The sequence below is a fragment of the Pseudomonas citrullilanati genome (assembly GCF_030580855.1).
GTDB classification, from domain to species: Bacteria; Pseudomonadota; Gammaproteobacteria; order Pseudomonadales; family Pseudomonadaceae; genus Aquipseudomonas; species Aquipseudomonas citrulli.
In genome coordinates this window covers 1-23285 of sequence record NZ_JAUQOP010000066.1, presented here as the reverse complement: position 1 = coordinate 23285, position 23285 = coordinate 1, and the positions used below count along the sequence as shown (strand labels likewise).

At 62.9% G+C, this 23285-nt stretch carries 24 protein-coding genes; 13 read left to right on the top strand and 11 right to left on the bottom strand.

The features are described from left to right. Window positions 1-187: 187 nt before the first annotated feature. The 3 genes from Q6A48_RS25125 to Q6A48_RS25115 form a co-directional block, all read right to left on the bottom strand. Window positions 188-1090: an alpha/beta fold hydrolase gene (locus tag Q6A48_RS25125; protein ID WP_304557137.1), complete on the bottom strand. Its 903-nt coding sequence runs from the start codon at window positions 1088-1090 to the stop codon at window positions 188-190. Next, the gene (locus Q6A48_RS25120) at window positions 1090-1872 is read right to left on the bottom strand and encodes a class II aldolase/adducin family protein (RefSeq protein ID WP_304557136.1); all 783 of its coding nucleotides are present in this window, start codon (window positions 1870-1872) and stop codon (window positions 1090-1092) included. The genes Q6A48_RS25125 and Q6A48_RS25120 overlap by 1 nt, the downstream gene beginning before the upstream one ends. 304 nt (window positions 1873-2176) lie before the next feature. Then, complete coding sequence (locus Q6A48_RS25115; RefSeq protein ID WP_304557135.1) at window positions 2177-2632, bottom strand: flavodoxin; 456 nt, start codon at window positions 2630-2632, stop codon at window positions 2177-2179. A gap of 160 nt (window positions 2633-2792) precedes the next feature. Here Q6A48_RS25115 and Q6A48_RS25110 point away from each other — a divergent pair, with 160 nt between their 5' ends. Together Q6A48_RS25110 and Q6A48_RS25105 are read left to right on the top strand one after the other, a co-directional pair. Next, the gene (locus tag Q6A48_RS25110) at window positions 2793-3269 is read left to right on the top strand and encodes a PAS domain-containing protein (RefSeq protein WP_304557134.1); all 477 of its coding nucleotides are present in this window, start codon (window positions 2793-2795) and stop codon (window positions 3267-3269) included. A 54-nt stretch (window positions 3270-3323) separates the two neighbouring features. Continuing rightward, on the top strand, window positions 3324-3929 hold the full coding sequence (locus Q6A48_RS25105) for a hypothetical protein (protein ID WP_304557133.1): 606 nt from the start codon (window positions 3324-3326) through the stop codon (window positions 3927-3929). On the opposite strand, the gene Q6A48_RS25100 is transcribed toward Q6A48_RS25105, so the two are convergent. Next, window positions 3930-4889 (bottom strand): MerR family transcriptional regulator, encoded by a 960-nt coding sequence (locus Q6A48_RS25100; protein WP_304557132.1) that lies wholly within the window; start codon window positions 4887-4889, stop codon window positions 3930-3932. 189 nt (window positions 4890-5078) lie between these two features. Here Q6A48_RS25100 and folM point away from each other — a divergent pair, with 189 nt between their 5' ends. The 5 genes from folM (at window position 5079) to Q6A48_RS25075 (ending at window position 8509) form a co-directional block, all read left to right on the top strand. Beyond that, complete coding sequence (folM, locus tag Q6A48_RS25095) at window positions 5079-5789, top strand: dihydromonapterin reductase (protein ID WP_304557131.1); 711 nt, start codon at window positions 5079-5081, stop codon at window positions 5787-5789. A 61-nt stretch (window positions 5790-5850) separates the two neighbouring features. Next, the gene (folX, locus tag Q6A48_RS25090) at window positions 5851-6231 is read left to right on the top strand and encodes a dihydroneopterin triphosphate 2'-epimerase (RefSeq protein ID WP_304557130.1); all 381 of its coding nucleotides are present in this window, start codon (window positions 5851-5853) and stop codon (window positions 6229-6231) included. A gap of 101 nt (window positions 6232-6332) precedes the next feature. Continuing rightward, the gene (locus Q6A48_RS25085; RefSeq protein WP_042729389.1) at window positions 6333-6629 is read left to right on the top strand and encodes a DUF1244 domain-containing protein; all 297 of its coding nucleotides are present in this window, start codon (window positions 6333-6335) and stop codon (window positions 6627-6629) included. Beyond that, window positions 6622-6960 carry a HopJ type III effector protein gene (locus Q6A48_RS25080; protein WP_304557129.1) on the top strand — a complete coding sequence of 113 codons (339 nt, stop codon included), beginning with the start codon at window positions 6622-6624 and terminating at the stop codon, window positions 6958-6960. Before Q6A48_RS25085 ends, Q6A48_RS25080 begins: the two co-directional genes overlap by 8 nt. Before the next feature lie 298 nt (window positions 6961-7258). Then, a complete protein-coding gene (locus Q6A48_RS25075) occupies window positions 7259-8509 on the top strand; it encodes a 2-aminoadipate transaminase (RefSeq protein WP_304557127.1) in 1251 nt (416 codons plus the stop codon). A gap of 187 nt (window positions 8510-8696) precedes the next feature. Here the strand turns inward: Q6A48_RS25075 and trxB are convergent, their stop codons facing one another. Beyond that, window positions 8697-9659: a thioredoxin-disulfide reductase gene (gene trxB, locus Q6A48_RS25070; protein WP_030139882.1), complete on the bottom strand. Its 963-nt coding sequence runs from the start codon at window positions 9657-9659 to the stop codon at window positions 8697-8699. A 310-nt stretch (window positions 9660-9969) separates the two neighbouring features. Here trxB and cysZ point away from each other — a divergent pair, with 310 nt between their 5' ends. Both cysZ and Q6A48_RS25060 read left to right on the top strand, forming a co-directional pair. Further along, window positions 9970-10734, top strand: coding sequence for a sulfate transporter CysZ (gene cysZ / locus Q6A48_RS25065; RefSeq protein WP_304557125.1), 765 nt, complete (start codon window positions 9970-9972; stop codon window positions 10732-10734). A gap of 55 nt (window positions 10735-10789) precedes the next feature. After that, window positions 10790-11989: a glycosyltransferase family 4 protein gene (locus Q6A48_RS25060; RefSeq protein ID WP_304557123.1), complete on the top strand. Its 1200-nt coding sequence runs from the start codon at window positions 10790-10792 to the stop codon at window positions 11987-11989. A gap of 118 nt (window positions 11990-12107) precedes the next feature. On the opposite strand, the gene Q6A48_RS25055 is transcribed toward Q6A48_RS25060, so the two are convergent. The 3 genes from Q6A48_RS25055 to Q6A48_RS25045 form a co-directional block, all read right to left on the bottom strand. Further along, a complete protein-coding gene (locus tag Q6A48_RS25055; protein WP_304557122.1) occupies window positions 12108-13211 on the bottom strand; it encodes an NADH:flavin oxidoreductase in 1104 nt (367 codons plus the stop codon). A 177-nt stretch (window positions 13212-13388) separates the two neighbouring features. Beyond that, the gene (locus Q6A48_RS25050; RefSeq protein WP_304557121.1) at window positions 13389-13871 is read right to left on the bottom strand and encodes a glutathione peroxidase; all 483 of its coding nucleotides are present in this window, start codon (window positions 13869-13871) and stop codon (window positions 13389-13391) included. Between the two features lie 115 nt (window positions 13872-13986). After that, window positions 13987-14472, bottom strand: coding sequence for an FKBP-type peptidyl-prolyl cis-trans isomerase (locus Q6A48_RS25045; protein ID WP_304557119.1), 486 nt, complete (start codon window positions 14470-14472; stop codon window positions 13987-13989). On the opposite strand from Q6A48_RS25045, the gene Q6A48_RS25040 reads away from it, so the two are divergent. The 3 genes from Q6A48_RS25040 to yihG all read left to right on the top strand — a co-directional run bounded on the left by Q6A48_RS25040 (window position 14441) and on the right by yihG (window position 17849). Continuing rightward, window positions 14441-14779, top strand: coding sequence for a DUF3565 domain-containing protein (locus Q6A48_RS25040; protein WP_304557118.1), 339 nt, complete (start codon window positions 14441-14443; stop codon window positions 14777-14779). The genes Q6A48_RS25045 and Q6A48_RS25040 overlap by 32 nt on opposite strands. A gap of 61 nt (window positions 14780-14840) precedes the next feature. Further along, on the top strand, window positions 14841-16940 hold the full coding sequence (gene pta / locus Q6A48_RS25035; RefSeq protein WP_304557117.1) for a phosphate acetyltransferase: 2100 nt from the start codon (window positions 14841-14843) through the stop codon (window positions 16938-16940). After that, window positions 16941-17849, top strand: a complete 909-nt coding sequence (gene yihG, locus Q6A48_RS25030) for a 1-acylglycerol-3-phosphate O-acyltransferase, YihG family (RefSeq protein ID WP_304557116.1) — start codon at window positions 16941-16943, stop codon at window positions 17847-17849. 191 nt (window positions 17850-18040) lie between these two features. Here yihG and cysN read toward each other — a convergent pair whose 3' ends face one another. The 3 genes from cysN to Q6A48_RS25015 all read right to left on the bottom strand — a co-directional run bounded on the left by cysN (window position 18041) and on the right by Q6A48_RS25015 (window position 21876). Continuing rightward, window positions 18041-19939: a sulfate adenylyltransferase subunit CysN gene (gene cysN, locus Q6A48_RS25025; protein WP_304557115.1), complete on the bottom strand. Its 1899-nt coding sequence runs from the start codon at window positions 19937-19939 to the stop codon at window positions 18041-18043. Window positions 19940-19948: 9 nt separating this feature from the next. Then, window positions 19949-20866: a sulfate adenylyltransferase subunit CysD gene (cysD, locus tag Q6A48_RS25020; protein WP_304557114.1), complete on the bottom strand. Its 918-nt coding sequence runs from the start codon at window positions 20864-20866 to the stop codon at window positions 19949-19951. Between the two features lie 251 nt (window positions 20867-21117). Next, on the bottom strand, window positions 21118-21876 hold the full coding sequence (locus tag Q6A48_RS25015; protein WP_304557113.1) for a Nif3-like dinuclear metal center hexameric protein: 759 nt from the start codon (window positions 21874-21876) through the stop codon (window positions 21118-21120). Window positions 21877-21980: 104 nt separating this feature from the next. Here Q6A48_RS25015 and algW point away from each other — a divergent pair, with 104 nt between their 5' ends. Beyond that, window positions 21981-23141: a Do family serine endopeptidase AlgW gene (gene algW / locus Q6A48_RS25010; RefSeq protein WP_304557112.1), complete on the top strand. Its 1161-nt coding sequence runs from the start codon at window positions 21981-21983 to the stop codon at window positions 23139-23141. Window positions 23142-23285 lie beyond the last annotated feature (144 nt).

Below are 23285 nucleotides of genomic sequence, written 5' to 3'. Positions count from 1 at the left end.
GTTAAAAACTGTTACCTATGTGCGTGAACTGATTTGTAACCCATGTGGGTGAGTCATACCGGGCGAAGACCTTTTGGTTACTTTTGGGGCGTCTGCCAAAAGTAACCCGCCGTAAGGGCGGAACAGCCAGCCGCCACTACCACAACAACGGATATGTCCCCAATACCCACCCCACCAAGCCACCCACTCAAGAACAAGCCACCCGCCAATACCTCACCCCAATTTTCTCCCGAAACGCCAGGTAATGCGTGAGCACCTGCACCGGCGCCTCAGTATGCGGATAGTGACCAATCTCAGGCAGCAGCACCGTATCCGGATTGGGAATCAACGCCTCATAACGCGCCACCATGTGCTCCCCGGAAATCGGATCAAGCGCCCCGTCGATCACCCGCATGGGCACGCCGCCGCGCTGCATCGCCTGCACCCAGCGATCACGCTGCACCCGCCGCTCAGGGATATAGGCAATGAGCTTGTGCATGATCCGCGGACCATGATGAGCCTCTATCAGGCTCCAGAAATCATCCAACACGCTTTCGGTGGGGCCGGTGCGGGGGCCGAAGATCTGCCGGAAACTCTTCACCAGGCTCTGCCGCGAAAACGCCCGTCCCAGCAGCCAGCCCAGCGGGCTGAGCAGCAGCTTCTGGGCCAACACCGGTCGATGGGTTTCCGGGAACAGGCCACCATTGAGAAAGACACAACTGGCGACGTGAATGCGCGCTTCATAGTGCCGGGCGATGAGTTCCTGGGCCACGCTGTCACCGTAATCGTGGGCCAGCACGTGAACCCCTTCCCGCACACCCAGGTGCGCCAGCAAGGCCTGTTGCAGGTCGGCCTGCTCCAGCAGGCTGTAGGCATGATCCGTCGGCTTGGCGGAGTCGCCGAACCCGAGCATGTCGCAGGCAATCACCCGGTAGCGCTGTGCCAACGGTTGCCATAGGTAATGCCAGTCCCAACTGGCGGTGGGGAAACCGTGGATCAGCAGCAGCGGCTCGCCCTGCCCCGCCACCCAATAACGAATGGCATGGCCACGGAACATGAAGATCTGGCTGCGCTGGCGCCAGATACGCAGGGGAATCTGGGCCAGGGGCATCAGTGCTTGTACCCGCTGTCTTGTTGATCGAGCTTGCGCAACAACGCCGGCCAGGCAAGCGCGCCGCCCATGCCCTGGGCACTCTTCGTCACCCCGGCGACCATCGCCCGGGCGCCAGCCAGGATCTGTGGTTCGATGCCGATCAGTTCGGCGCCGCCGTTCTGCGCCAGGACCTGGATGTCACAGGCGCGCTGGAAAATGAACATCATCAGGAACGTGTCGGCGATGGTGCCGCCGCAGGTCAGCAAGCCATGGTTGTGCAATATCAGGAAATTGTTGTCGCCCAGGTCCGCCTGCAAGCGCGCCTTCTCTTCGTGGTTCAAGGCCACGCCTTCGTAGGCGTGATAGGCCAGGCTCGACAACACGAACAGCGACTGCTGGCTGATCGGCAGCACCCCCTGCCTCTGTGCCGATACCGCCACGCCAGCGGCGGTATGGGTATGCAGCACGCACGTCACGTCGTGGCGCACCTCGTGCACGGCGCTGTGGATGGTGTAGCCGGCGGGGTTGATGTCATAGGGGCTGTCCATCAACTTGTTACCGGCCTGGTCGACCTTGACCAGGCTGGAGGCGGTGATTTCATGGAACATCAGCCCGTACGGGTTGATCAGGAAATCCTCGGTGCCGGGAACCTTCGCGGAAATATGGGTGAAGATCAGGTCATCCCAGCCATGCATCGCCACCAGGCGATAACAGGCGGCAAGGTCCACCCGGGTTTGCCATTCAGCCGCACTGACCTGTTCCTTGATGCCGAGTGTCGTTTCGACGGGTGCAACGCTCATGGCTCTGACTCCCTGCATTTTCTTATTATGTGAATCGCACTTGGCAAAACTTCATACGCAAGAAAATCAGTCTAGCCAGCTATTTCCAGGGTGCTAGTGGCCTGTACGGTTAATTCGGGTACTCAAATTCGAGTGCCAGGGTTTGCCGCGCAAGGCGCCATGACGAGTCGTAGCCAGCTACGGCGAGGAATGGCAACGCAGCGAGGCAAATTCTGGCGCCGAAGTTGAGTATACGAATTAGCCACACAGGCCACTAGTTGCATTGGCAGCCAGCTTACTGGCCAAGCGAGTCAGCCGGGGGGCGTCACGCACGCAACGCCTCGATCAGCGTTTCTATCCATGGCTCGGCGTCGCTTTCCGGCGTGACACTCTCGCTGGCGTCCAGGCGCAGCATGGGCAGCACCTCACGCACGCCCAGCTCGGCGAATAGCTCGCTCATCTGCTCGCCGCCTGCGCAGAAGGTATCCCCGTAGCTGGCATCGCCCAAGCCGATCACCGCACCGGGCAACCCGCGAAGGAATGCCGGCAGTTGGTCGCGCAGGGTCGAGTACAACGGCATCAAGTTATCCGGCAACTCACCCATGCCTGTCGTCGAGGTCACCCCCAGCATCGCCTGCGGGCCGAAGGCCTGGAGCTCCGCCAGGGTCGCACGCGGGTTGTGCCACGCCTCGAAACCCGCCGCTTCGAGCAGTTTGGCGGCGTGCCGGGCGACTTCTTCGGCGGTACCATAGACCGAGCCGGAAAGAATGGCGACTTTCATCAATCTGATCCTGAGCCTGAACAAAAGAGCCAGGGATAGTAACAGCTGCGCCGGCTGCGTTGCGAATCGCTCTCAACCATGGGTGATGGCCAGTAGACAGCCTGTCCAAATCTTCTAGAATGCTTGCTCTAAACAAGGATGTTCCAACGGGGGCTGTACCATGATCAACGCTCATTTGATGCAACTGGTCATCAACGCGACAAACGACGGGATTGTCATCGCCGAAAAAGAAGGTGACGAGGACAATATCCTGATCTACGTGAACCCGGCCTTCGAAAAACTGACCGGCTACAGCCGCGAGGAAGTCCTCTACCAGGATTGTCGTTTCCTCCAGTCGGGCGATCGCGACCAGCCCTCCCTGCAGAGCATTCGCCAAGCCTTGAAGGAAGGCGGCGCCTGCCGCGAGGTGCTGCGCAACTACCGCAAGGACGGCACGCCGTTCTGGAATGAGTTGTCGCTGTCCACGGTGAAAAACGAAGCCGACGGGCGCACTTATTTCGTCGGTGTGCAAAAGGACGTCACGGCCCAGGTCAAGGCCCAGCAGCGCACCGCCCTGTTGGAGAAGGAACTGGCCGAGGCGCGGGCAACCATCGCTCGCCTCGAGGCGACGAACGGTGCAAACCAAATAGCGAATTAACGGTCAGTCACTACAATCACCAGTGAAAATGCAAATCACCCCTGCGAGCCGATCATGCCGCGCGACGCCCTACTGACGCAGGATGAGCTGGACTTCATCCGGACCATGCAGCACAACCCGCAGCTGAATGAGCGGGATGTCACGTCGAGCTTGCTGGTAAACGGCGGGTCGCAGATCCGTGACCTGTTGACGCGCCTGGCCGCGAACGAGCAGGTAACGCTGCAAGCCAACTTCGAAAACCAGCAGATGACCTTCCCCCTGCACCTGGTGGAAGACGAATTCCACGCAATGCACCTGCGCCTCGGCGTACCGAGCATCTACGAAGACGGTCCGAAGATACGGCCCTGGCGCCTGACCCTCGAAGAGCCCGTAGCGCTGGAGAACATCAAGGGCCAACCGGGTTCGCTCTGGGTGCACGAGGTGTCCTGCAAAGGCGTCCTGCTGGAAAATCGCAGTCGTACCAAGCCACTCAAGCAATTCGCCTTGTGGTTCAGCCCCTCCGGCTACGAGCGGATTTCATTGCGAGGCACTTTCGAGCGGGAAACCGATCGAGGCCTGTACGCCTACCACCTGAACCAGGATGACCAGGACGAGACCGAACGCCTGCGCCAGTACATCCTGCAGCAACATCGCCTGACCCACCCCACCCTGCATCTCTGATCAGGTGTCCAGGTTGCCTGCCAGGAATTGACGCAGGCGCTGGCGCATCACCGTTCCTTCATTTCCCAGGCAGCCGATCGATGAACCGGCCAGGGCGTCCTGCGCCAGGTCGGAGGCATCGCCGGCCAGCAACAGCGGACAATCCAGGCTCATGGCCAACTTGCCCAGGCGCTTGGGCAATTCGGGGACGGGCGCGTGGTGGGAGACCAGCACCAGCGCCAGCGGCTGGATCTTCTGGCACACCAGGGTCAGTTCATCGAAAGGCACGCCCGTCGCCAGCACCCGCACGCCTACATCCGCCTTGGACAGGAACAGCGCGGTGACCAGCAGCTCCAGCTCGCGACACTGGCCGGCGATGGCGCAGACCAGCACCCGTCGCGACACGCCCTCGCGCTTGAGCAGCAAGCGCTGGATGATGCGCGATCGCAGGAAACCATCGAGGAACACCCACTCGCTGGTTTGCCCGAACACCTGCTGGCGTTGCAGCAGTTGGCGCCAGAGCGGCATCAGGATGTCCTGGAAGACGATGGGCGCGGCATAGGTGGAAAAGACCTGGCCGTAGACGCGATCCAGTTCCACGTCGTCGAAATTGCCCACTGCGTCCGCCACCTGCTGCTGCCACTGGGCGTAGTCGGCCCTGACCAGGTCGGAAGGGATCAACGCGGAGACCGGCTGCAGCGACTCGGTTTTCGCCAGGATCTTGCCGACCTTGCTCACCGCCACGCCGCGCTCGATCCAGGCCAGGATGCTGCGGACCTTTTCGATGTCGCCCAATGAATACAAGCGGTGTCCGCTTTCGGTCCGGGTGGGCTGGATCAGGCCGTAGCGACGCTCCCAGGCGCGCAGCGTCACGGGGTTCACGCCGGTCAGGCGTGCGACTTCACGAATCGGAAACAAGTCTTCGCGCGTCAAGGCACTGGAGGCCCCGAAAATAGCGTTATTCTCGACAATTGCGCTCATTTTGGCAGACCGCCCGGCTGGCAAATTGGATCCCAGTGTACTCCTCCCCCCGGTCGTCATGACAAGAGCAAACATCGGTCATTGCGCGATTTTGTTGTTTTGTGCGCGATCTGGAATATCGCCCCTCCACATAGGAGACGCCCCCCGTCGCTGTTATAGTTTTTACTCCAGCCGCGAACCGAGCCCCCTATGCCCAGCGCCACCGCTCCGATCCTGATCACCGGCGCCGCCCAACGCGTCGGCCTGCACTGCGCCCGACGCTTGCTGGAAGACGGCCAGCCAGTGATCGCGACCTATCGCACCGAACGCCCGGGGGTGCAAGTGCTGCGGGACCTGGGCGCGACCGTGCTGTTTGCCGACTTCTCCAGCGAAGCCGGGATCATGTCTTTTATCGAACACCTGGGGCAGCACACCGATCGCTTGCGGGCCATCGTGCACAACGCCTCGGCGTGGCTGGCCGAAGACCCGGGCAACGAAGCCCGGGTGTTCGGCGCCATGTTCGGCGTGCACATGCTGGCGCCGTACCTGATCAACCTGCATTGCGCCGGGCTGCTGCAACGGTCCATCCCGGCGGATATCGTGCACATCAGCGATGACGTGACGCGCAAGGGCAGCAGCCGGCACATCGCCTACTGCGCCACCAAGGCCGGCCTCGAAAGCCTGACCCTGTCGTTCGCGGCGAAGTACGCCCCGGCCGTCAAGGTCAACGGTATCGCCCCGGCCCTGCTAATGTTCAATCCCGAAGACGACGCGGCCTATCGAGCCAAGGCACTGGCCAAGTCCGCACTGGGCATCGAGCCCGGCAGCGAAGTGGTCTACCAGAGCCTGCGCTACCTGCTGGACAACCCGTATGTCACCGGTACGACCCTGACCGTCAATGGCGGACGGCACGTCAAATAGCCGAGGGATGCCCGCCGTGGGCCTTCATGAGTTTCTGCAATTGATTCGACGGAGCAACTAAATGTCACAACTTCAGCCAGCCATGGCACGCATCAAGGTCAAGGACCTGCGCCTGCGCACCTTCATCGGCATCAACGAGGACGAAATCCTCAACAAGCAGGATGTGTTGATCAACCTGACCATCCTCTACGCCGCCCAGGATGCGGTGCGCGACAACGACATCGAACACGCGCTGAACTACCGCACCATCACCAAGGCCGTCATCGCCCATGTGGAAGGCAACCGTTTCGCCCTGCTCGAACGCCTGACCCAGGAGCTGCTGGACCTGATCATGGCCAACGAGTCGGTGCTGTACGCCGAAGTCGAAGTCGACAAGCCCCACGCCTTGCGCTTCGCCGAATCGGTGTCGATCACACTGGCGGCGAGCCGGGCTACTGCGTAGCCGCTACAGGCCTCAATCTGTAAGCTTCAAGCCTGAATGAAAACCGCCAATCAACTTGCAGCTTGAAGCTTGCCCCTTGAAGCTGTCTTGCAGAGACCACCATGAACGAGCAACAACGCCTCGAACTCGAAGCCGCCGCTTTCCGCCGGCTGGTAGCCCACCTGGACAGCCGCAAGGATGTGCAGAACATCGACCTGATGAACCTGTCCGGCTTCTGCCGCAACTGCCTGTCCAAGTGGTACAAGGCCGCTGCCGACGAACGCCAGATCGAGGTCAGCCTCGATGAAGCCCGCGAAGTGATCTACGGCATGCCCTATGCCGAGTGGAAGGCCCAATACCAGAAAGAAGCCAGCGCCGAACAACAAGCGGCGTTCGCCAAAGGAAAACCCGATGCCTGATCTCGCCACCCTGCGCACCCGCCTCATGAGCGGTGAACACCTCTTCGCCGACACCCTGGCCTTCATCGCCGACGGCTACGACTACCAACCCCGGGCCTTCACCAATGGCGGCGTGACCAACGCCGCCGGGCAGAACGAAGGCTCCTGCAAGACCCTCGGCCTGGCGCTGCTCGAAGGCTTGAGCGACGAAGAAGCCTTGCTGGCGTTCGGCGAGCATTACCGTTCGGTGCTGGCCACCCCCGAAGGCAGCGATCACGGCAACATCCGCGCGCTGATGGCCCATGGCTTGGCCGGCGTGACGTTCGAGGCGCCGCCGCTGCAACGGCGCTGAGCCAAAGCCTTCCCTCGGTGACAGGTCCACGTTTGTGGCGAGGGGATTTATCCCCGCTGGGCTGTGCAGCAGCCCCATCAGCCAATGACTCAATCTGTCTGACACACCGAGTATCAGATTTCAGGGCTGCTGCGCAGCCCAACGGGTATAAATCCCCTCGCCACAGGAACTCAAAAACGCCAGGCACTTATCCACATCCCGACTTTTAAGATTGACCCGGCGACTTTATTTCGTTTGCCGGGTCCCTTCGCTCACCGCTTGAATAACGCACGCCTTCTTCCCTTGCGAGCGGTCATTCATGAGCAGCGAAACCATCAGCCAATCGATTTCCATCGTGCACCCCGTCAGCCTCAGCCACGGCAGGAACGCCGAAGTCTGGGACACCGAGGGCAAGCGCTACATCGATTTCGTCGGCGGCATCGGCGTGTTGAACCTCGGCCATTGCCACCCGCCCATCGTCGAGGCAATTCGCACCCAGGCGACCCGGCTGACCCACTATGCGTTCAATGCCGCCCCTCACGCGCCGTACATCGAGCTGATGGAGCGCCTGGCGGCGTTCATGCCGGTGGACTACGCGGTCAGCGGCATGCTCACCAACAGCGGTGCCGAAGCGGCGGAAAACGCCTTGAAAATCGTACGCGGCGCCACCGGCCGCACCGCCGTCGTTGCGTTTGACGGTGCTTTCCATGGCCGCACCCTGGCCACGCTCAACCTCAATGGCAAGGTCGCGCCTTACAAACAGAAGATCGGCGTCCTGCCCGGCCCGGTCTACCACCTGCCGTATCCAAGCCCGGACAACGACGTCACGTGCGCCCAGGCCCTCAAGGCCATGGAGCTGCTGTTCAGCGTCGAGATCGACGTGAACGACGTGGCCTGTTTCATCATCGAACCGGTGCAGGGCGAAGCCGGCTTCCTGGCCTTGGATGTGCCCTTCGCCCAGGCCCTGCGCAAGTTCTGCGATGACCGGGGGATCGTGCTGATCGTCGATGAAATCCAGTCCGGCTTCGGTCGCACCGGCCAGCGCTTCGCATTCTCGCGCCTGGGCATCGAGCCGGACCTGATCCTGCTGGGCAAGAGCATCGCCGGCGGCGTACCGCTGGGGGCCGTGGTGGGGCGCAAGGCGTTGCTGGACAACCTGCCCAAGGGCGGGTTGGGTGGCACTTACTCGGGCAACCCCATCGCCTGCGCCGCCGCGCTGGCGACCCTGGACGAAATGACCGATGCCCACCTGCACACCTGGGGCACGCAACAGGAAGCCGCGATCGTCAGCCGCTACGAAACCTGGCGCCGTCGTGGGCTGACGCCCTACCTGGGCCGCCTGACCGGGGTCGGCGCCATGCGCGGCCTCGAACTGGCCCACGCCGACGGCTCCCCGGCACCGGCGCAGCTGACCCAATTGCTGGCCCTTGCGCGGGAATCGGGCTTGCTGCTGATGCCCAGCGGCAAATCGCGGCACATCATCCGGCTGCTGGCGCCGCTGACGATCGAGCCAGCAATGCTGGAAGAGGGGCTGGACATCCTGGAGGCGTGCCTGGCGAAGCTGGCCTGAAATGCACGGCGTCTAACCACACAAAAAAACCTGTGGGAGCGAGCTTGCTCGCGATAGCGCCAGCTCAGCCAGCCTCGATGTTGACTGATACACAGCCATCGCGAGCAGGCTCGCTCCCACAGGGATCACCGACAGAATCCAGGCAATAAAAAACCGGCCGAAGCCGGTTTTTTCATTGCCCGATGAATCAGAACGAAGCGTTCTGCAGGCCGTCCAGGTAACGCTCGGTGTCCAGGGCCGCCATGCAACCGGCGCCGGCCGAGGTGATGGCCTGGCGGTAGACGTGGTCGGCCACGTCACCGGCGGCGAAGATGCCTTCGACGCTGGTGGCGGTGGCGTTGCCGTCGCGGCCGCCCTTGACCACCAGGTAACCGTCCTTGAGCTCCAACTGGCCTTCGAACAGCGAAGTGTTCGGGGTGTGGCCGATGGCGATGAACACGCCGTCGACCTTGATTTCGTCGAAGCTGCCGTCGTTGTTCTTCAGGCGTGCACCGGTCACGCCCATGTTGTCGCCCAGTACTTCGTCCAGGGTCGCGTTGAGCTTGAGGATGATCTTGCCTTCGGCAACGCGGGCGTTGAGCTTGTCGATCAGGATCTTCTCGGCGCGGAAGGTTTCACGACGGTGGATCAGGGTCACCGTGCTGGCGATGTTGGCCAGGTACAAGGCTTCCTCGACAGCGGTGTTGCCGCCGCCGACCACGGCCACGGGCTTGTTGCGGTAGAAGAAGCCGTCGCAGGTGGCGCAGGCGGAGACGCCCTTGCCCATGAAGGTTTCTTCCGACGGCAGGCCCAGGTAGCGGGCGCTGGCACCGGTGGCGATGATCAGGGCATCGCAGGTGTAGGTCGCGCTGTCACCGGTCAGGGTGTACGGCTTGGCGGCGAAATCCACGGCATTGATGTGGTCGAAAACGATCTCGGTTTCGAAGCGCTCGGCGTGTTCCTTCATGCGCTCCATCAGCGCCGGGCCGGTCAGGCCGTGGACGTCGCCCGGCCAGTTGTCGACCTCGGTGGTGGTGGTCAGTTGACCGCCGGCCTGCATGCCGGTGATCAGCAATGGCTTGAGGTTGGCACGGGCCGCGTAGACGGCGGCGCTGTAACCGGCAGGGCCGGAACCGAGGATAATCACTCGCGAATGACGGACTTCTGACATGACCTGCTCCTGTTGACCGGACCCTGCGGCCCGGAACGCCGGGTGAGCGGCGTGAATAAAAAAGACCGTTGACGCACTTGGGGAAGGCTTGGGTTCGACGGTCCTGAAAAAGAATGGGTGCAGCGTATCGAGGGAGCGAAGATTAAGGAAATACGGTTTAACAATCCAGCTCATAGGTGAGCTCTATCCGCAATCGTCGCTCCGATAGCAGGGGTTGTGGCGTGAAACGTTGTTACACGCCATGTCGCCGCTTTCCCATGTCCGCCAAAGCCGGTAAGGTCGGCGCGATCAACTTCGTTCGGAGCTTCCCATGCGCGCCCCCGTCCTGTCCGGCCCGCAATACCTGCAAGAAGGTCTCAAGCTGGTCTTGAGCCCGGGCCTGCGCCTGTTCGTCCTGCTGCCACTGGCCATCAACCTGGTGCTGTTCGTCGGGCTGATCTACCTGGCCGGCCATCAGTTCAGCCTGTGGGTCGACACGCTGATGCCTTCGCTGCCGGACTGGCTGGGCTTCCTCAGCTACATCCTCTGGCCGTTGTTCGTGGTGCTGGTGGTGCTGATGGTGTTCTTCACCTTTACCCTGCTCGCCAACATCATCGCCGCGCCCTTCAACGGTTTCCTCGCGGAGAAGGTCGAGGTGGTGGTTCGCGGCACCGACGACTTCCCGGCCTTCAGCTGGGGCGAGCTGATCGCGATGGTCCCCCGCACGCTCGCCCGGGAAGCGCGCAAGCTCGGCTATTTCCTGCCCCGCGCCCTGGGGCTGTTCGTGCTGTCCTTCATTCCGGTGGTCAACCTGGTGGCGGCGCCGCTGTGGCTGCTGTTCGGGGTGTGGATGATGGCGATCCAGTACATCGACTACCCGGCGGACAACCACAAGCTGGGCTGGAACGAAATGCTCGCCTGGCTGCGGGAAAAGCGCTGGCAGAGCCTGGGCTTTGGCGGCAGCGTCTACCTGGCGTTGCTGATCCCGCTGGTCAACATCCTGATGATGCCGGCGGCCGTGGCCGGGGCCACGTTGTTCTGGGTCCGCGAGCAAGGCGCCGAGACCGCCTTGGCGCGCCAGGGCCGGGCGGTGTAGCCAACGGCGGCCACCCAGCGTCACGAATCCATCATCCTGGCGTCACAATGACGACATGGCCCCGGTCGACACTGGGGTCATGACCACACACCTGCACATCACCCTCATCACTGAAACCTTCCCGCCGGAAATCAACGGTGTCGCCAATACCCTGGGCCGCCTGTACGACGGCCTGCGTGCGCGAGGGCACCGGGTCGAGCTGATCCGGCCGCGCCAGGTCGATGACCAGCGCCAGGCCAGTGACGAGCGGTTGCTGCTGTGCCGGGGCTGGCCGCTACCGGGGTACCCGGGCCTGCAGTGGGGCCAGTCTTCGATGCACAAGCTGCTGCGGCGCTGGAAACGCCACCGTCCCGATGTGCTGTACATCGCCACGGAAGGCCCGCTGGGCCTGTCAGCGTTGCGCGCGGCACGGCGCCTGGGCATCGCCGTGGTCAGCGGTTTCCACACCAACTTCCAGCAGTACACCCAGCAATACGGGCTCGGGCTGTTGAGCCGTGTGCTCACGCACTACCTGCGCTGGTTTCACAACCGCTCCAACCTGACCCTGGTGCCCAGCCTCAGCCAGCGCCTGGAGCTGGAGCGGCGGCATTTCGAACGCGTTGCGCTGTTGTCGCGGGGCGTGGACAGCCAGCTGTTTCACCCGATAAAACGCTCGGCCAGCCTGCGCGAGGCCTGGGGCCTGGGTGATGACGACATCGCAGTGATGCAAGTCGGGCGCTTGGCACCGGAGAAGAACCTCGGGTTGCTCAAGCGCAGTTTCGACAGGCTGCGCAGCACATTCCCGGAGCGGCGGATGAAGCTGGTGGTGATCGGCGACGGCCCGCAGCGCGCCGAACTGGAACAGGCACTGCCCGAGGCGATTTTCTGTGGCTCGCAACGTGGCGAAGCCCTGGCCAGGCACTATGCCTGCGGGGACATGTTCGTCTTTCCAAGCCTGACCGAAACCTTCGGTAATGTCGTGCTGGAGGCACTGGCGTCGGGGCTGGGCGTGGTGGCCTATGACCAGGCCGCGGCGGCCCAGCACATTCGTCATGGCTATAACGGCGTGTTGGCGATGCCAGGGGATGAAGAGGCCTTCTGCGACGCCGCTTGTTGGCTGCTGGAGGCCCGGGAGAACTTGCGTTGCGTGCGGCTCAATGCGCGCCAGCATGCCAGTCGCCAGGGCTGGGCGGCGGTGATCGAGCAGTTCGAGGCGCAGTTGCGGGGGGTTTGTCAGACCGAATTGCCATTGCCCCAAGTCGTGTCGCCACGCTGAAAAGCATCGCGGGCAAGCCTTGCTCCCACATGGATCTTCAGTGAACACATTATTTGTGAACAGCTGATAATCCTGTGGGAGCAAGGCTTGCCCGCGATGAGGCCCTAGAAGGCGCCGCTTAGACCAGCGTCATCAACGCATCGCGACTGAACGGCAAGATTTCCTGCTCCCGGCCTTCGCGCACTTTCTGCGCCCAGTCCGGATCCACCAGCAGTGCACGCCCTACCGCCACCAGATCGAACTCATCATTGTTCAGACGTTCCAGGAGTTTCTCCAGACTGGCCGGCTGCGCGACCTTGTCGGTGTTGACCATGAACTGCAGGAACTCGCCGTCCAGGCCGACACTGCCGACAGTGATGGTCGGCTTGCCGGTCAACTTGCGGGTCCAACCCGCCAGGTTCAGCTCGGAGCCGTCGAACTCCGGCTCCCAGAAACGACGTGTCGAGCAGTGAAAGATATCCACGCCAGCGTCGGACAGGGGCTGGAGGAATTCACCCAAGGCTTCAGGGGTCTGTACCAGGCGCGCCGTGTAGTCCTGCTGTTTCCACTGGGAGAAACGGAAGATGATCGGGAAGCCCTCGCCCACCGCCGCGCGCACGGCCCGGATCAGCTCGATCGCGAAGCGCGAACGGTTGGCCAGGCTGCCACCGTAGCCGTCGGTGCGCTGGTTGCTGCCTTCCCAGAAGAACTGGTCCACCAGGTAGCCGTGGGCGCCATGGATCTCCACGCCGTCCATGCCGATGGCCTGGGCGTCCTTCGCCGCCTGGGCGAACGCAGCGATGACCTCGTCGATGTCCGCCTGGGTCATGCCGTGGACCACCACCTGGCCGTCCTTGAGCTTTTCGCTCGGACCATAGCCCGGCACGCTGGCATCCGGTTCGGTGCCGATGCGGCGCACACTGCCCACGTGCCACAACTGCGGGACGATCTTGCCGCCTTCGGCATGGACCGCGTCGACCACCTGCTTCCAACCGGCCAGCGCGGCGTCACCGTAGAAATGCGGCACGTTCGGATAACCGTTGGAAGCCTTGTGGCCGACCGTGGTGCCTTCGGTGATGATCAGGCCGACACCGGCGGCAGCGCGGCGGCGGTAGTACTCGACCACCTTGGCATTCGGCACCCCGCCCGGCGAGAAGGAACGGGTCATCGGCGCCATCACCACGCGGGTCGGCAGCTCGAACGCGCCAAGCTGGAAGGGTTTGAACAGGGCTGTTGCAGGCATGAGGCACTCCAAGGACGAAGTCACAGGTCGGATATGACGACGATAATATGGAGCTTGGCGAGGACTGGGTAGCACTATTGATTTGAATGATTAAGGATCAAAAGGGGCTGAGTGGATCGAGTGCAAACCTGTGGCGAGGGGATTTATCCCCTCGCCACAGGGTTCACTGCCGGGCCTTCAGCCCAGCGCTTTCTCGATCGCCTGGATCACGGCAGGGTCATCCGGCGCCGTGCGTGGCGAGAAACGGGCCAGGACGCGACCGTCCTTGCCGAGCAGGAACTTCTCGAAGTTCCAGGTGATGTCGCCGGGAAACTCGGCGCCCTCGCCCGCCAGCAGGCGGTACAACTGATGACGGTCATGACCGTTCACTTCCAGCTTGCTGGACAACGGAAAGGTGACGCCATAGTTGAGGCTGCAGAAGTCCTGGATCTCCTGCTCGGTCCCCGGTTCCTGCCCGGCGAACTGGTTGCAGGGCAGGCCCAGCACGCTGAAGCCCCGGTCCTTGAATTGCTGGTGGAGGTTTTCCAGCGCGGCGTACTGAGGCGTCAGGCCACATTTGGAGGCGACGTTGACCACCAGCACGACTTGCCCCTTGAACGGCGCCAGGGGGAGCTCCTGACCATCCAGGGCTTTGAGTGTAAGGTCGTGGAAAGCACTCATGACGAACTCCAGGTTTGCAGGTCTTTTCGAAACAGCCACGGCCGATGCTAACAGCAACCGACCAAAAAAGGCGCCTCACGGCGCCTTTCCAGTTCTCTGAGCGTAGCGCAGAAAATCAGTGGTGATGACCACCTTCGCCATGGACGTGACCATGGGCGACTTCTTCCTGGCTGGCGTCACGGATGTCGACGATCTTGACCTTGAAGTTCAGGCGCTGGCCGGCCAGCGGGTGGTTGCCGTCGACGGTGACGTCGTCGCCTTCCAGGTCGCGGATGGTGACGATCTGCATCTGGCCATCGGGGGCCGAGGCGTGGAACTGCATGCCCACTTCCAGCTCGTCGACGCCTTCGAACATGCTGCGGCTCAGGGTGCTGACCAGTTCGGCGGAGTATTCGCCATAGGCGTCTTCCGGCTCGACGGTCACGTTCAGCTCGTCACCGGTGGTTTTACCTTCCAGGGCTTTTTCCAGGCCCTGGATGATGTTGCCTGCACCATGCAGGTAGACCAGCGGAGCGCCGCCGGCAGAGCTGTCGATGACCTCACCAGCGTCGTTGGTCAGGGTATAGTCGATGGAGACAGCCTTATTGGCGGCGATCAGCATGGGGCGAGACCTTTTGCATAAGAATGAAGAACGGACAAGTCTAAACAAGGATTTGCCCGAAAGCGAACGGAACCCGGACAAACGGGCCTGCACCGCCAGACCGACGGTCAGCGGTTTCCACCAGGACGAGGATGGGCACTGGGTGGCCGAGCTGTCCTGTGGCCATACCCAGCATCTGCGCCACCAGCCGCCGTGGCAATCCCGGGCCTGGGTGCTGGACCCGGCGCAACGTATTGAAAAAATAGGCCAGCCCTTTGATTGCGGCTGGTGCGCGCAGGCCCCCGTTAGCGATAACCTTGGCGACTGAATTTCACGGCAGACGGCCAGACATAGGCCTCGCCCTTGCCATGCACCATTAGAGAACCCGCATGCAAACTTTTTTTATCGCGCCCACCGATTTTGGCGTGGGCCTGACCTCCATCAGCCTCGGCCTGGTGCGTACCCTCGAACGGGCCGGGCTGAAAGTCGGCTTTTTCAAGCCCATCGCCCAGCCGCATCCCGGTGACACCGGGCCGGAGCGCTCGACCGAACTGGTGGCGCGCACCCATGGCCTGAAACCGCCACAGCCCCTGGGCCTGGCCCACGTCGAACGCATGCTCGGCGACGGTCAGCTCGATGAGCTGCTGGAAGAAATCATCACCCTTTACCAGCAGGCCGCCATTGGCAAGGACGTGTTGGTGGTCGAAGGCATGGTCCCGACCCGCAACGCCAGTTATGCCGCCCGGGTCAACCTGCACCTGGCCAAGAGCCTGGACGCCGAGGTCATCCTGGTGTCGGCACCGGAGAACGAAGTGCTGACCGAGCTTTCCGGGCGGGTCGAACTGCAGGCCCAGTTGTTCGGCGGGCCGAAGGACCCGAAGGTGCTCGGCGTGATCCTGAACAAGGTCCGCACCGACGAAAGCATGGAGGCGTTTTCCGCCCGCCTCAAGGAACACTCGCCCCTGCTGCGCAGCGGGGATTTCCGCCTGCTGGGTTGCATCCCGTTTCGCCCGGAACTCAACGCCCCGCGCACCCGCGACGTGGCCGACCTGATGGGCGCACAGGTGCTCAACGCCGGCGACTATGAAAGCCGGCGCATGAGCAACATCATCATTTGCGCCCGCACCATGCGCAATACGGTGGAACTGCTCAAGCCCGGCGTGCTGGTGGTCACCCCCGGCGATCGCGACGACATCATCCTGGCCGTGAGCCTGGCCGCCATCAACGGCGTGCCGCTGGCGGGCCTGTTGCTGACCAGCGACACCCTGCCCGACCCGCGTATCATGGACCTGTGCCGTGGTGCCTTGCAGGCCGGCCTGCCGGTGCTGTCGGTGAGCACCGGTTCCTATGACACCGCCAACCTGCTCAACGGCCTGAACCGGGAGATCCCGATCGACGACCGCGAACGCGCCGAGATCATCACCGATTTCGTCGCCAGCCACCTGGATGCCAACTGGCTGCACCAGCGCTGCGGCACGCCCCGGGAGCTACGCCTGTCGCCCGCGGTGTTCCGCTATCAATTGATCCAGCGCGCCCAGGCCGCCAACAAGCGCATCGTCCTGCCCGAAGGCAGCGAGCCGCTGACCGTCCAGGCCGCCGCCATTTGCCAGGCCCGGGGCATCGCCCGGTGCGTGTTGCTGGCCAAGCCGGCCGACGTCGAGGCCGTGGCGCGCGCCCAAGGCATCGAGCTGCCGCCGGGGCTGGAGATTCTCGACCCGGACGCGATCCGCGAGCGCTACGTCGAGCCCATGGTGCGGCTGCGCAAGAGCAAGAGCCTGAACGCGCCGATGGCCGAGCAGCAACTGGAAGACACCGTGGTCATCGGCACCATGATGCTGGCGCTCGATGAAGTGGACGGGCTGGTGTCCGGCGTCATCCACTCCACCGCCAACACCATCCGCCCGGCCTTGCAACTGATCAAGACCGCCCCGGGTTGCTCCCTGGTGTCCTCGGTGTTCTTCATGCTGTTTCCCGAAGAAGTGCTGGTCTACGGCGACTGCGTGATGAACCCGCACCCCAGCGCCGCGGAACTGGCGGAGATCGCCTTGCAGAGCGCCGACTCGGCCGCGGCGTTCGGCATCACGCCACGGGTGGCGATGCTCAGTTATTCCAGCGGCGAATCGGCCAGCGGCGAAGAAGTGGAGAAAGTCCGCGAAGCCACCCTGCTGGCCCACGAGGCGCAGCATGGCCTGCTGATCGACGGCCCGCTGCAATACGACGCCGCCGCCAACGAAACCGTGGCCCGTCAACTGGCGCCGAACAGCCAGGTGGCCGGCCGGGCGACGGTGTTCATCTTTCCCGACCTGAACACCGGCAACACCACCCACAAGGCCGTGCAACGCAGCGCCGACTGCGTCAGCCTCGGGCCGATGCTGCAAGGCCTGCGCAAACCGGTGAACGACTTGCCTCGCGGCGCCCAGGTCGACGACATCGTATACACCATCGCCCTGACCGCGATCCAAGCCGCCAACCGACCCATGGACATTTAAATGCTGGACTTCCTGCCTCCCCCGGTCCGCGGCGTGATCGCCTCGCTGCTGCTGGCCCTCAACACCATCGTCTGCTGTACGCCGCTGTTCATCGTGGCGATCCTCAAGTTGCTGCTGCCCTTCCCTGCCGCCCAGCGCTTCACCGACTGGCTGATGAGCCGCATCCATGAAGCCTGGATCAGCAACAACAAGGCCTGGATGAACCTGTTGCGCCGTACCCGCTGGCACCTCAGCGGCCTGGAAGGCCTGGACTACCAGCACTCGTACCTGGTCACCAGCAACCACCAGAGCTGGGTCGACATCATGGTGCTGCAGTACGTGCTGAACCGCCGTGTGCGCCCATTGAAGTTCTTCCTCAAGCAGGAGCTGATCTGGGTGCCGGTGATCGGCCTGGCCTGGTGGGCGCTGGGATTCCCGTTCATGAAGCGCTATTCCAAGGCCTTTTTGGAGAAGCACCCGGAAAAGAAAGGCAAGGACCTGGAAACCACCCGCAAGACCTGCGCGAAGTTTCGCGACAACCCGGTGGGCATCTTCAACTTCGTCGAAGGCACGCGCTTCACCGAGGGCAAGCACGTCCAGCAGCAGTCACCGTTTCGCTACCTGCTCAAGCCCAAGGCCGGCGGCATCGCCTTCGTATTGGACGCCATGGGCGAGCAACTGGAGTCGATCATCAACGTGACCATCCACTATCCCGGCGCACGCCCGGGGTATTGGGACCTGCTGTGCGGCAACGTGGCCGAGGTGGTGGTGCACTTCCAGGAGCTGAAGATCCCGCCGCAGTTCATCGGCAAGAGCTACGACCTGGACGGCGCCTATCGCCTGGAATTCCAGGGCTGGATCAACCAGCTGTGGCAGGACAAGGATGCGTTGCTCGGGCAGATGCATCGCGAATACCCAGGCCAACACTGACTCCCTTGTGGGAGCGGGCTTGCCCGCGAAAGCGGAATGTCAGACAACACATTTGTTAGCTGATACACCGCCTTCGCGAGCAAGCCCGCTCCCACAGTTGACCGAGTTGTCCCTTGGAAATGAAAAAAGCCCGCAGATGATTGCTCACCTGCGGGCTTTTACTTGCCGCTTGAAGCTAGAGGCTGCGCCCCTTAGATCGCGCCACGACTGCGCAGCAGCTCCAGCACCTGCTTGACACTCTCTTCCAGGGTCAGCGACTGGGTGTCGATTACCAGGTCGGCATCCAGTGGAACGTCGTACGGGAAGGACTCGCCGGGGATGTTGTCGCCGGCGGCGGCGTACAACCCTTGCGGATCACGCTGGGCACACACGCTCGGCGAAGCCTGGACGTAGACCGTCAGCAGACGCTCGCGTCCGATCAGGTCCTTGGCCTGCTCACGCCCTTCGGCACTCGGCGCCACGAAGGCCGCCAGGGTCAACAGGCCGGCTTCGTTGAACTGGCGGGCGACGTGGGCCGCACGGCGCCAATTCTCGGTGCGTCCGGCACGGTCTTGCGGCAGGCCCTTGTTCAGGTCATGGCGCAGGTTCTGGCCGTCGAGCACGAACACCGCACGCCCCGAGTCGAACAGCTTGCGCTCGACCGCATAGGCCAGCGTGCTCTTGCCGGCGCCCGACAGGCCACTGAACAGGACCGTGGCCGGCTGCTGGCCGAAACGCTGGGCGCGTTCCTCCACCGATACATGGGCGAGCTTGCCGTGATGGGTGCTGCTGCCGTGGGCCAATGGCTGGGCCACGATCATGCCGGCACCGACCGTGCCGTTGGTCAGGCGATCGATGACGATGAACGCGCCGGTGGTGCGGTTGCTCTCGTAGCCATCCAGGGCGATCGGCGCATCGAGGGCGATCTTCACCTTGCCGATCTCGTTGAGTTGCAACGCGCTGGCCGGGCCTTCCTCAAGGGTGTTCACGTCGACCTTGTTGACGATGCTGGCAATCGAACCCGGCACGTAGCTGGTGGCCCGCTTGATGTCGTATTTCTTGCCCGGCAGCATCGGCTCTTCGGCCATCCACACCAGCATCGCTTCGAAGCTGTCGGTGACCGGCGGCACGTTGTCGGCATGCACCAGCAGGTCGCCCCGGGAGATGTCGATCTCGTCTTCCATGGTCAGCGTCACCGCCTGGCCTGGACCGGCCTGCTCCAGCTCGCCTTCGAAGGTGACGATGGACTTGACCCGGCTGCTCTTGCCCGAAGGCAACACCACCACTTCGTCGCCCTTGTGCACGATGCCGCTGGCCAGGGTGCCGGCAAAACCACGGAAGTTCAGGTTCGGACGGTTGACGTACTGCACCGGGAAGCGCAGGTCGGTGAAGTTACGGTCGCCCGCCACTTCCACGGTCTCGAGGATCTCCATCAGCGACTGGCCGGTGTACCACGGCGAGCGCTCGGACTTGTTCACCACGTTGTCGCCCTTGAGGGCCGACATCGGCACGAAATGCATGCTCGAAGGCTTCATCTTCAAGCCTTCGGCGAACTTCAGGTAGTCGGCCTTGATCGACTCGAACACGCCCTGGTCGAAGTCCTTGAGGTCCATCTTGTTGATGGCCACGACGATGTGCTTGATGCCCAGCAACGAGGCGATGAAGCTGTGGCGCCGGGTCTGGGTCTGCACGCCATAGCGCGCATCCACCAGGATGATCGCCAGGTCGCAGGTGGAGGCACCGGTGGCCATGTTGCGGGTGTACTGCTCATGGCCGGGGGTGTCGGCGATGATGAACTTGCGCTTGGCGGTGGAGAAATAGCGGTACGCGACATCGATGGTGATGCCCTGCTCGCGCTCGGCCTGCAGGCCGTCGACCAGCAACGCGAGGTCGATATCGTCACCGGTGGTGCCGACTTTCTTCGAATCGCGGGTGATGGCTTCCAGGTGATCCTCGTAGATCATCTTGGAGTCGTGCAGCAGGCGCCCGATCAGGGTGCTCTTGCCGTCATCGACGTTGCCGCAGGTCAAAAAGCGCAGCAGCTCTTTACGCTCGTGCTGGCCCAGGTAGGCGAGGATGTCCTCGCTGATCAAATCAGATTGATGCGACATGACAGCCCCTTAGAAATAACCTTGACGTTTTTTATCTTCCATCGAGCCTGCGCCATCGTGGTCGATGACCCGGCCCTGGCGCTCGGAAGTTCGCGTCAGGAGCATTTCCTGGATGATGTCCGTCAGGCTTTCGGCCTCGGACTCCACCGCGCCCGTCAACGGGTAGCAGCCAAGGGTACGGAAACGCACTTTCTTCTTGACGATACGGGCCTTGTCCTCGTCGGACAGGTGCTCGAGGATGCGCTCGTCGTCGATCATGATCAGCGTGCCGTTCTTCTCGATGACGTCACGCTCGGCGGCGAAGTACAGCGGCACGATCGGGATGCCTTCGAGGTAGATGTACTGCCAGATGTCCAGCTCGGTCCAGTTCGACAGCGGGAATACCCGGATCGACTCGCCTTTGTTGACCTTGCCGTTGTAGACGTTCCACAGCTCCGGACGCTGGTTCTTCGGGTCCCAGCGGTGCTTGCTGTCGCGGAACGAGTAGACGCGCTCCTTGGCACGGGATTTTTCCTCGTCGCGGCGGGCGCCGCCGAACGCGGCGTCGAAGCCATGCTTGTCCAGTGCCTGCTTGAGGCCCTGGGTCTTCATGATGTCGGTGTGCTTGGCACTGCCGTGGGTGAACGGGTTGATACCCTGCGCCACGCCTTCGGGGTTCACATGGGTGATCAGGTCCAGGCCCAGTTCCTCGACCATGCGGTCGCGGAACTTGTACATCTCCTGAAATTTCCAGCGGGTGTCGACGTGCATCACCGGAAACGGCAGCTTGCCAGGGAAGAACGCCTTGCGTGCCAGGTGCAGCATCACGGCGGAGTCTTTGCCGATGGAGTACAGCATCACCGGGTTATCGAACTCGGCGGCCACCTCGCGGATGATGTGGATGCTTTCCGCCTCCAGCTGTTTCAGGTGCGTCAGTTTGTCGACCATGGCTACTCACGAAAACTATCTTATGAACGGCCAGCGGGCCGTGTTCGAGCGGGGAATCCTAGCACAGCGACCCCTTCTAATCAGGGCGCCAACTAGATCGAAACAGCATATGGATATGCCTGGTGGTTCGGGCGTTGCGGCGGCCTCTGTGGGAGCAAAGCTTGCTCGCGACGACGTCGGTACATGCAATACCGCTATCGCGAGCAAGCTTAGCTCCCACAGGCTGGCTTCCACATTCAGTTCAGGATAAGTCAGATCGGATTCGGGCAATCGATGAAGATGTGCTCCAAGGCAAACCGGCGCGCCAGGTACTCGCCCAGGGCCTGGACGCCGTAGCGTTCGGTCGCGTGGTGGCCGGCGGCGATGAAACTGATGCCGTTTTCCCGGGCGCTGTGGAAGGTCTGCTCCGACGCTTCGCCGCTGAGGTACAGGTCGACCCCGGCCAGTATCGCCTGGTCGATATAGCCCTGGCCGCCGCCGGTACACCAGCCGACTCGCCGGATCATCTGCTCGCCTTCGATCAGCAGCGGTTCGCGGCCCATGACCTCCTGGACCTTACGGGCGAAATCCCGGGCGGTCATCGGCTCGGCCAGGGAACCCACCAGGCCGACGACCTTGGGGTTGTCCGGGTCCAGCGGCCCCTCGACCGTGATGTCCAACTGGCGAGCCAGTTGCACGTTGTTGCCCACCTCGGGGTGCAGATCCAGCGGCAGGTGATAGGCCAGCAGGCTGATGTCGTGCTTGAGCAGGGTCTTCAGGCGGCGCTGCTTCATGCCGGTGACGCAGGGGTTCTCGCCCTTCCAGAAGTAACCGTGGTGCACCAGCACCAGGTCGGCGCCGGCTTCCACCGCCGCATCGAGCAGAGCCTGGCTGGCCGTGACCCCGCTGACGATGCGCATCACCTGGGGCGCGCCCTCGACTTGCAGGCCGTTGGGGCAATAATCGGCGATCCGGTTGCTGGTAAGGTAGCGGTCCGCTTCTTCGACCAGGGTGCTCAGGGCTACGGCCATGAAAAGACTCCTAAATATCCCGTTCAGAGGCGCGCGCGGCCTCGTATAATGCGCGACATTATGGGCGGTCCCATACCGCCTGCAACCTTTGTAGGACATGCTTAATGCTCAAGGCGCTGCGTTTTTCCGGCTGGCCGCTGTTGGCCGGCGTGCTTGTCGCTCTATTGATTATCCAGCGCTACCCGGAATGGGTCGGCCTGCCGAGCCTCGATGTCAACCTGCAGCAGGCGCCGCAGCCCAAGACCCTGTTGCAGGGCCCGGTGTCCTACGCCGACGCCGTGACCACCGCGGCACCGGCCGTGGTCAACCTGTACACCACCAAGGTCATCAACAAGCCCAGCCACCCGCTGTTCGAAGACCCGCAGTTCCGGCGTTTCTTCGGCGACAACTCGCCCAAGCAGAAGCGCATGGAGTCGAGCCTGGGCTCGGGCGTGATCATGAGCCCGGAAGGCTACATCCTGACCAATAACCACGTCACCAGCGGCGCCGACCAGATCGTGGTGGCGCTCAAGGACGGTCGTGAAACCCTGGCCCGGGTGATCGGCAGCGACCCGGAAACCGACCTGGCGGTGCTGAAGATCGACCTGAAGAACCTGCCCGCCATCACCATCGGCCGCTCCGACAGCATCCGCATCGGCGACGTGACCCTGGCCATCGGCAACCCGTTCGGGGTCGGCCAGACCGTGACCATGGGCATCATCAGCGCCACCGGCCGCAACCAATTGGGCCTGAACAACTACGAAGACTTCATCCAGACCGACGCCGCGATCAACCCGGGCAACTCCGGCGGTGCGTTGGTGGATGCCAACGGCAACCTCACCGGGATCAACACGGCGATCTTCTCCAAGTCCGGCGGCAGCCAGGGCATCGGCTTCGCGATCCCGGTGAAACTGGCGATGGAAGTGATGAAGTCCATCATCGAGCACGGCCAGGTGATTCGCGGCTGGCTGGGCATCGAGGTCCAGCCGCTGACCCAGGAACTGGCGGAGTCCTTTGGCCTGTCCGGACGGCCTGGCATCGTGGTCGCGGGGATTTTCCGCGACGGCCCGGCGCAGAAGGCCGGCCTGCAACTGGGTGACGTGATCCTGAGCATCGACGGCGAACCGGCCGGCGATGGCCGCCGCTCGATGAACCAGGTGGCGCGGATCAAGCCGACCGACAAGGTCACCATCCAGGTGATGCGCAACGGCAAGGAGCTCAAGCTCACCGCCGAAATCGGCCTGCGCCCGCCGCCCGCGCCAGTGGCCGCCAAAGAAGAGCAATAACCCGCTCCGCTTTCTTCGTGGCGAGGGAGTGGCCGCCGCGTCTTCGACGCTGCGCTGTCGCGCAGCAAACAAGTGTCCGACTTAAGATTGAGGTGCGCGCGGGGACAGAGACCNCAGTTATCACTGGTGTGCCAGCACCCGAGA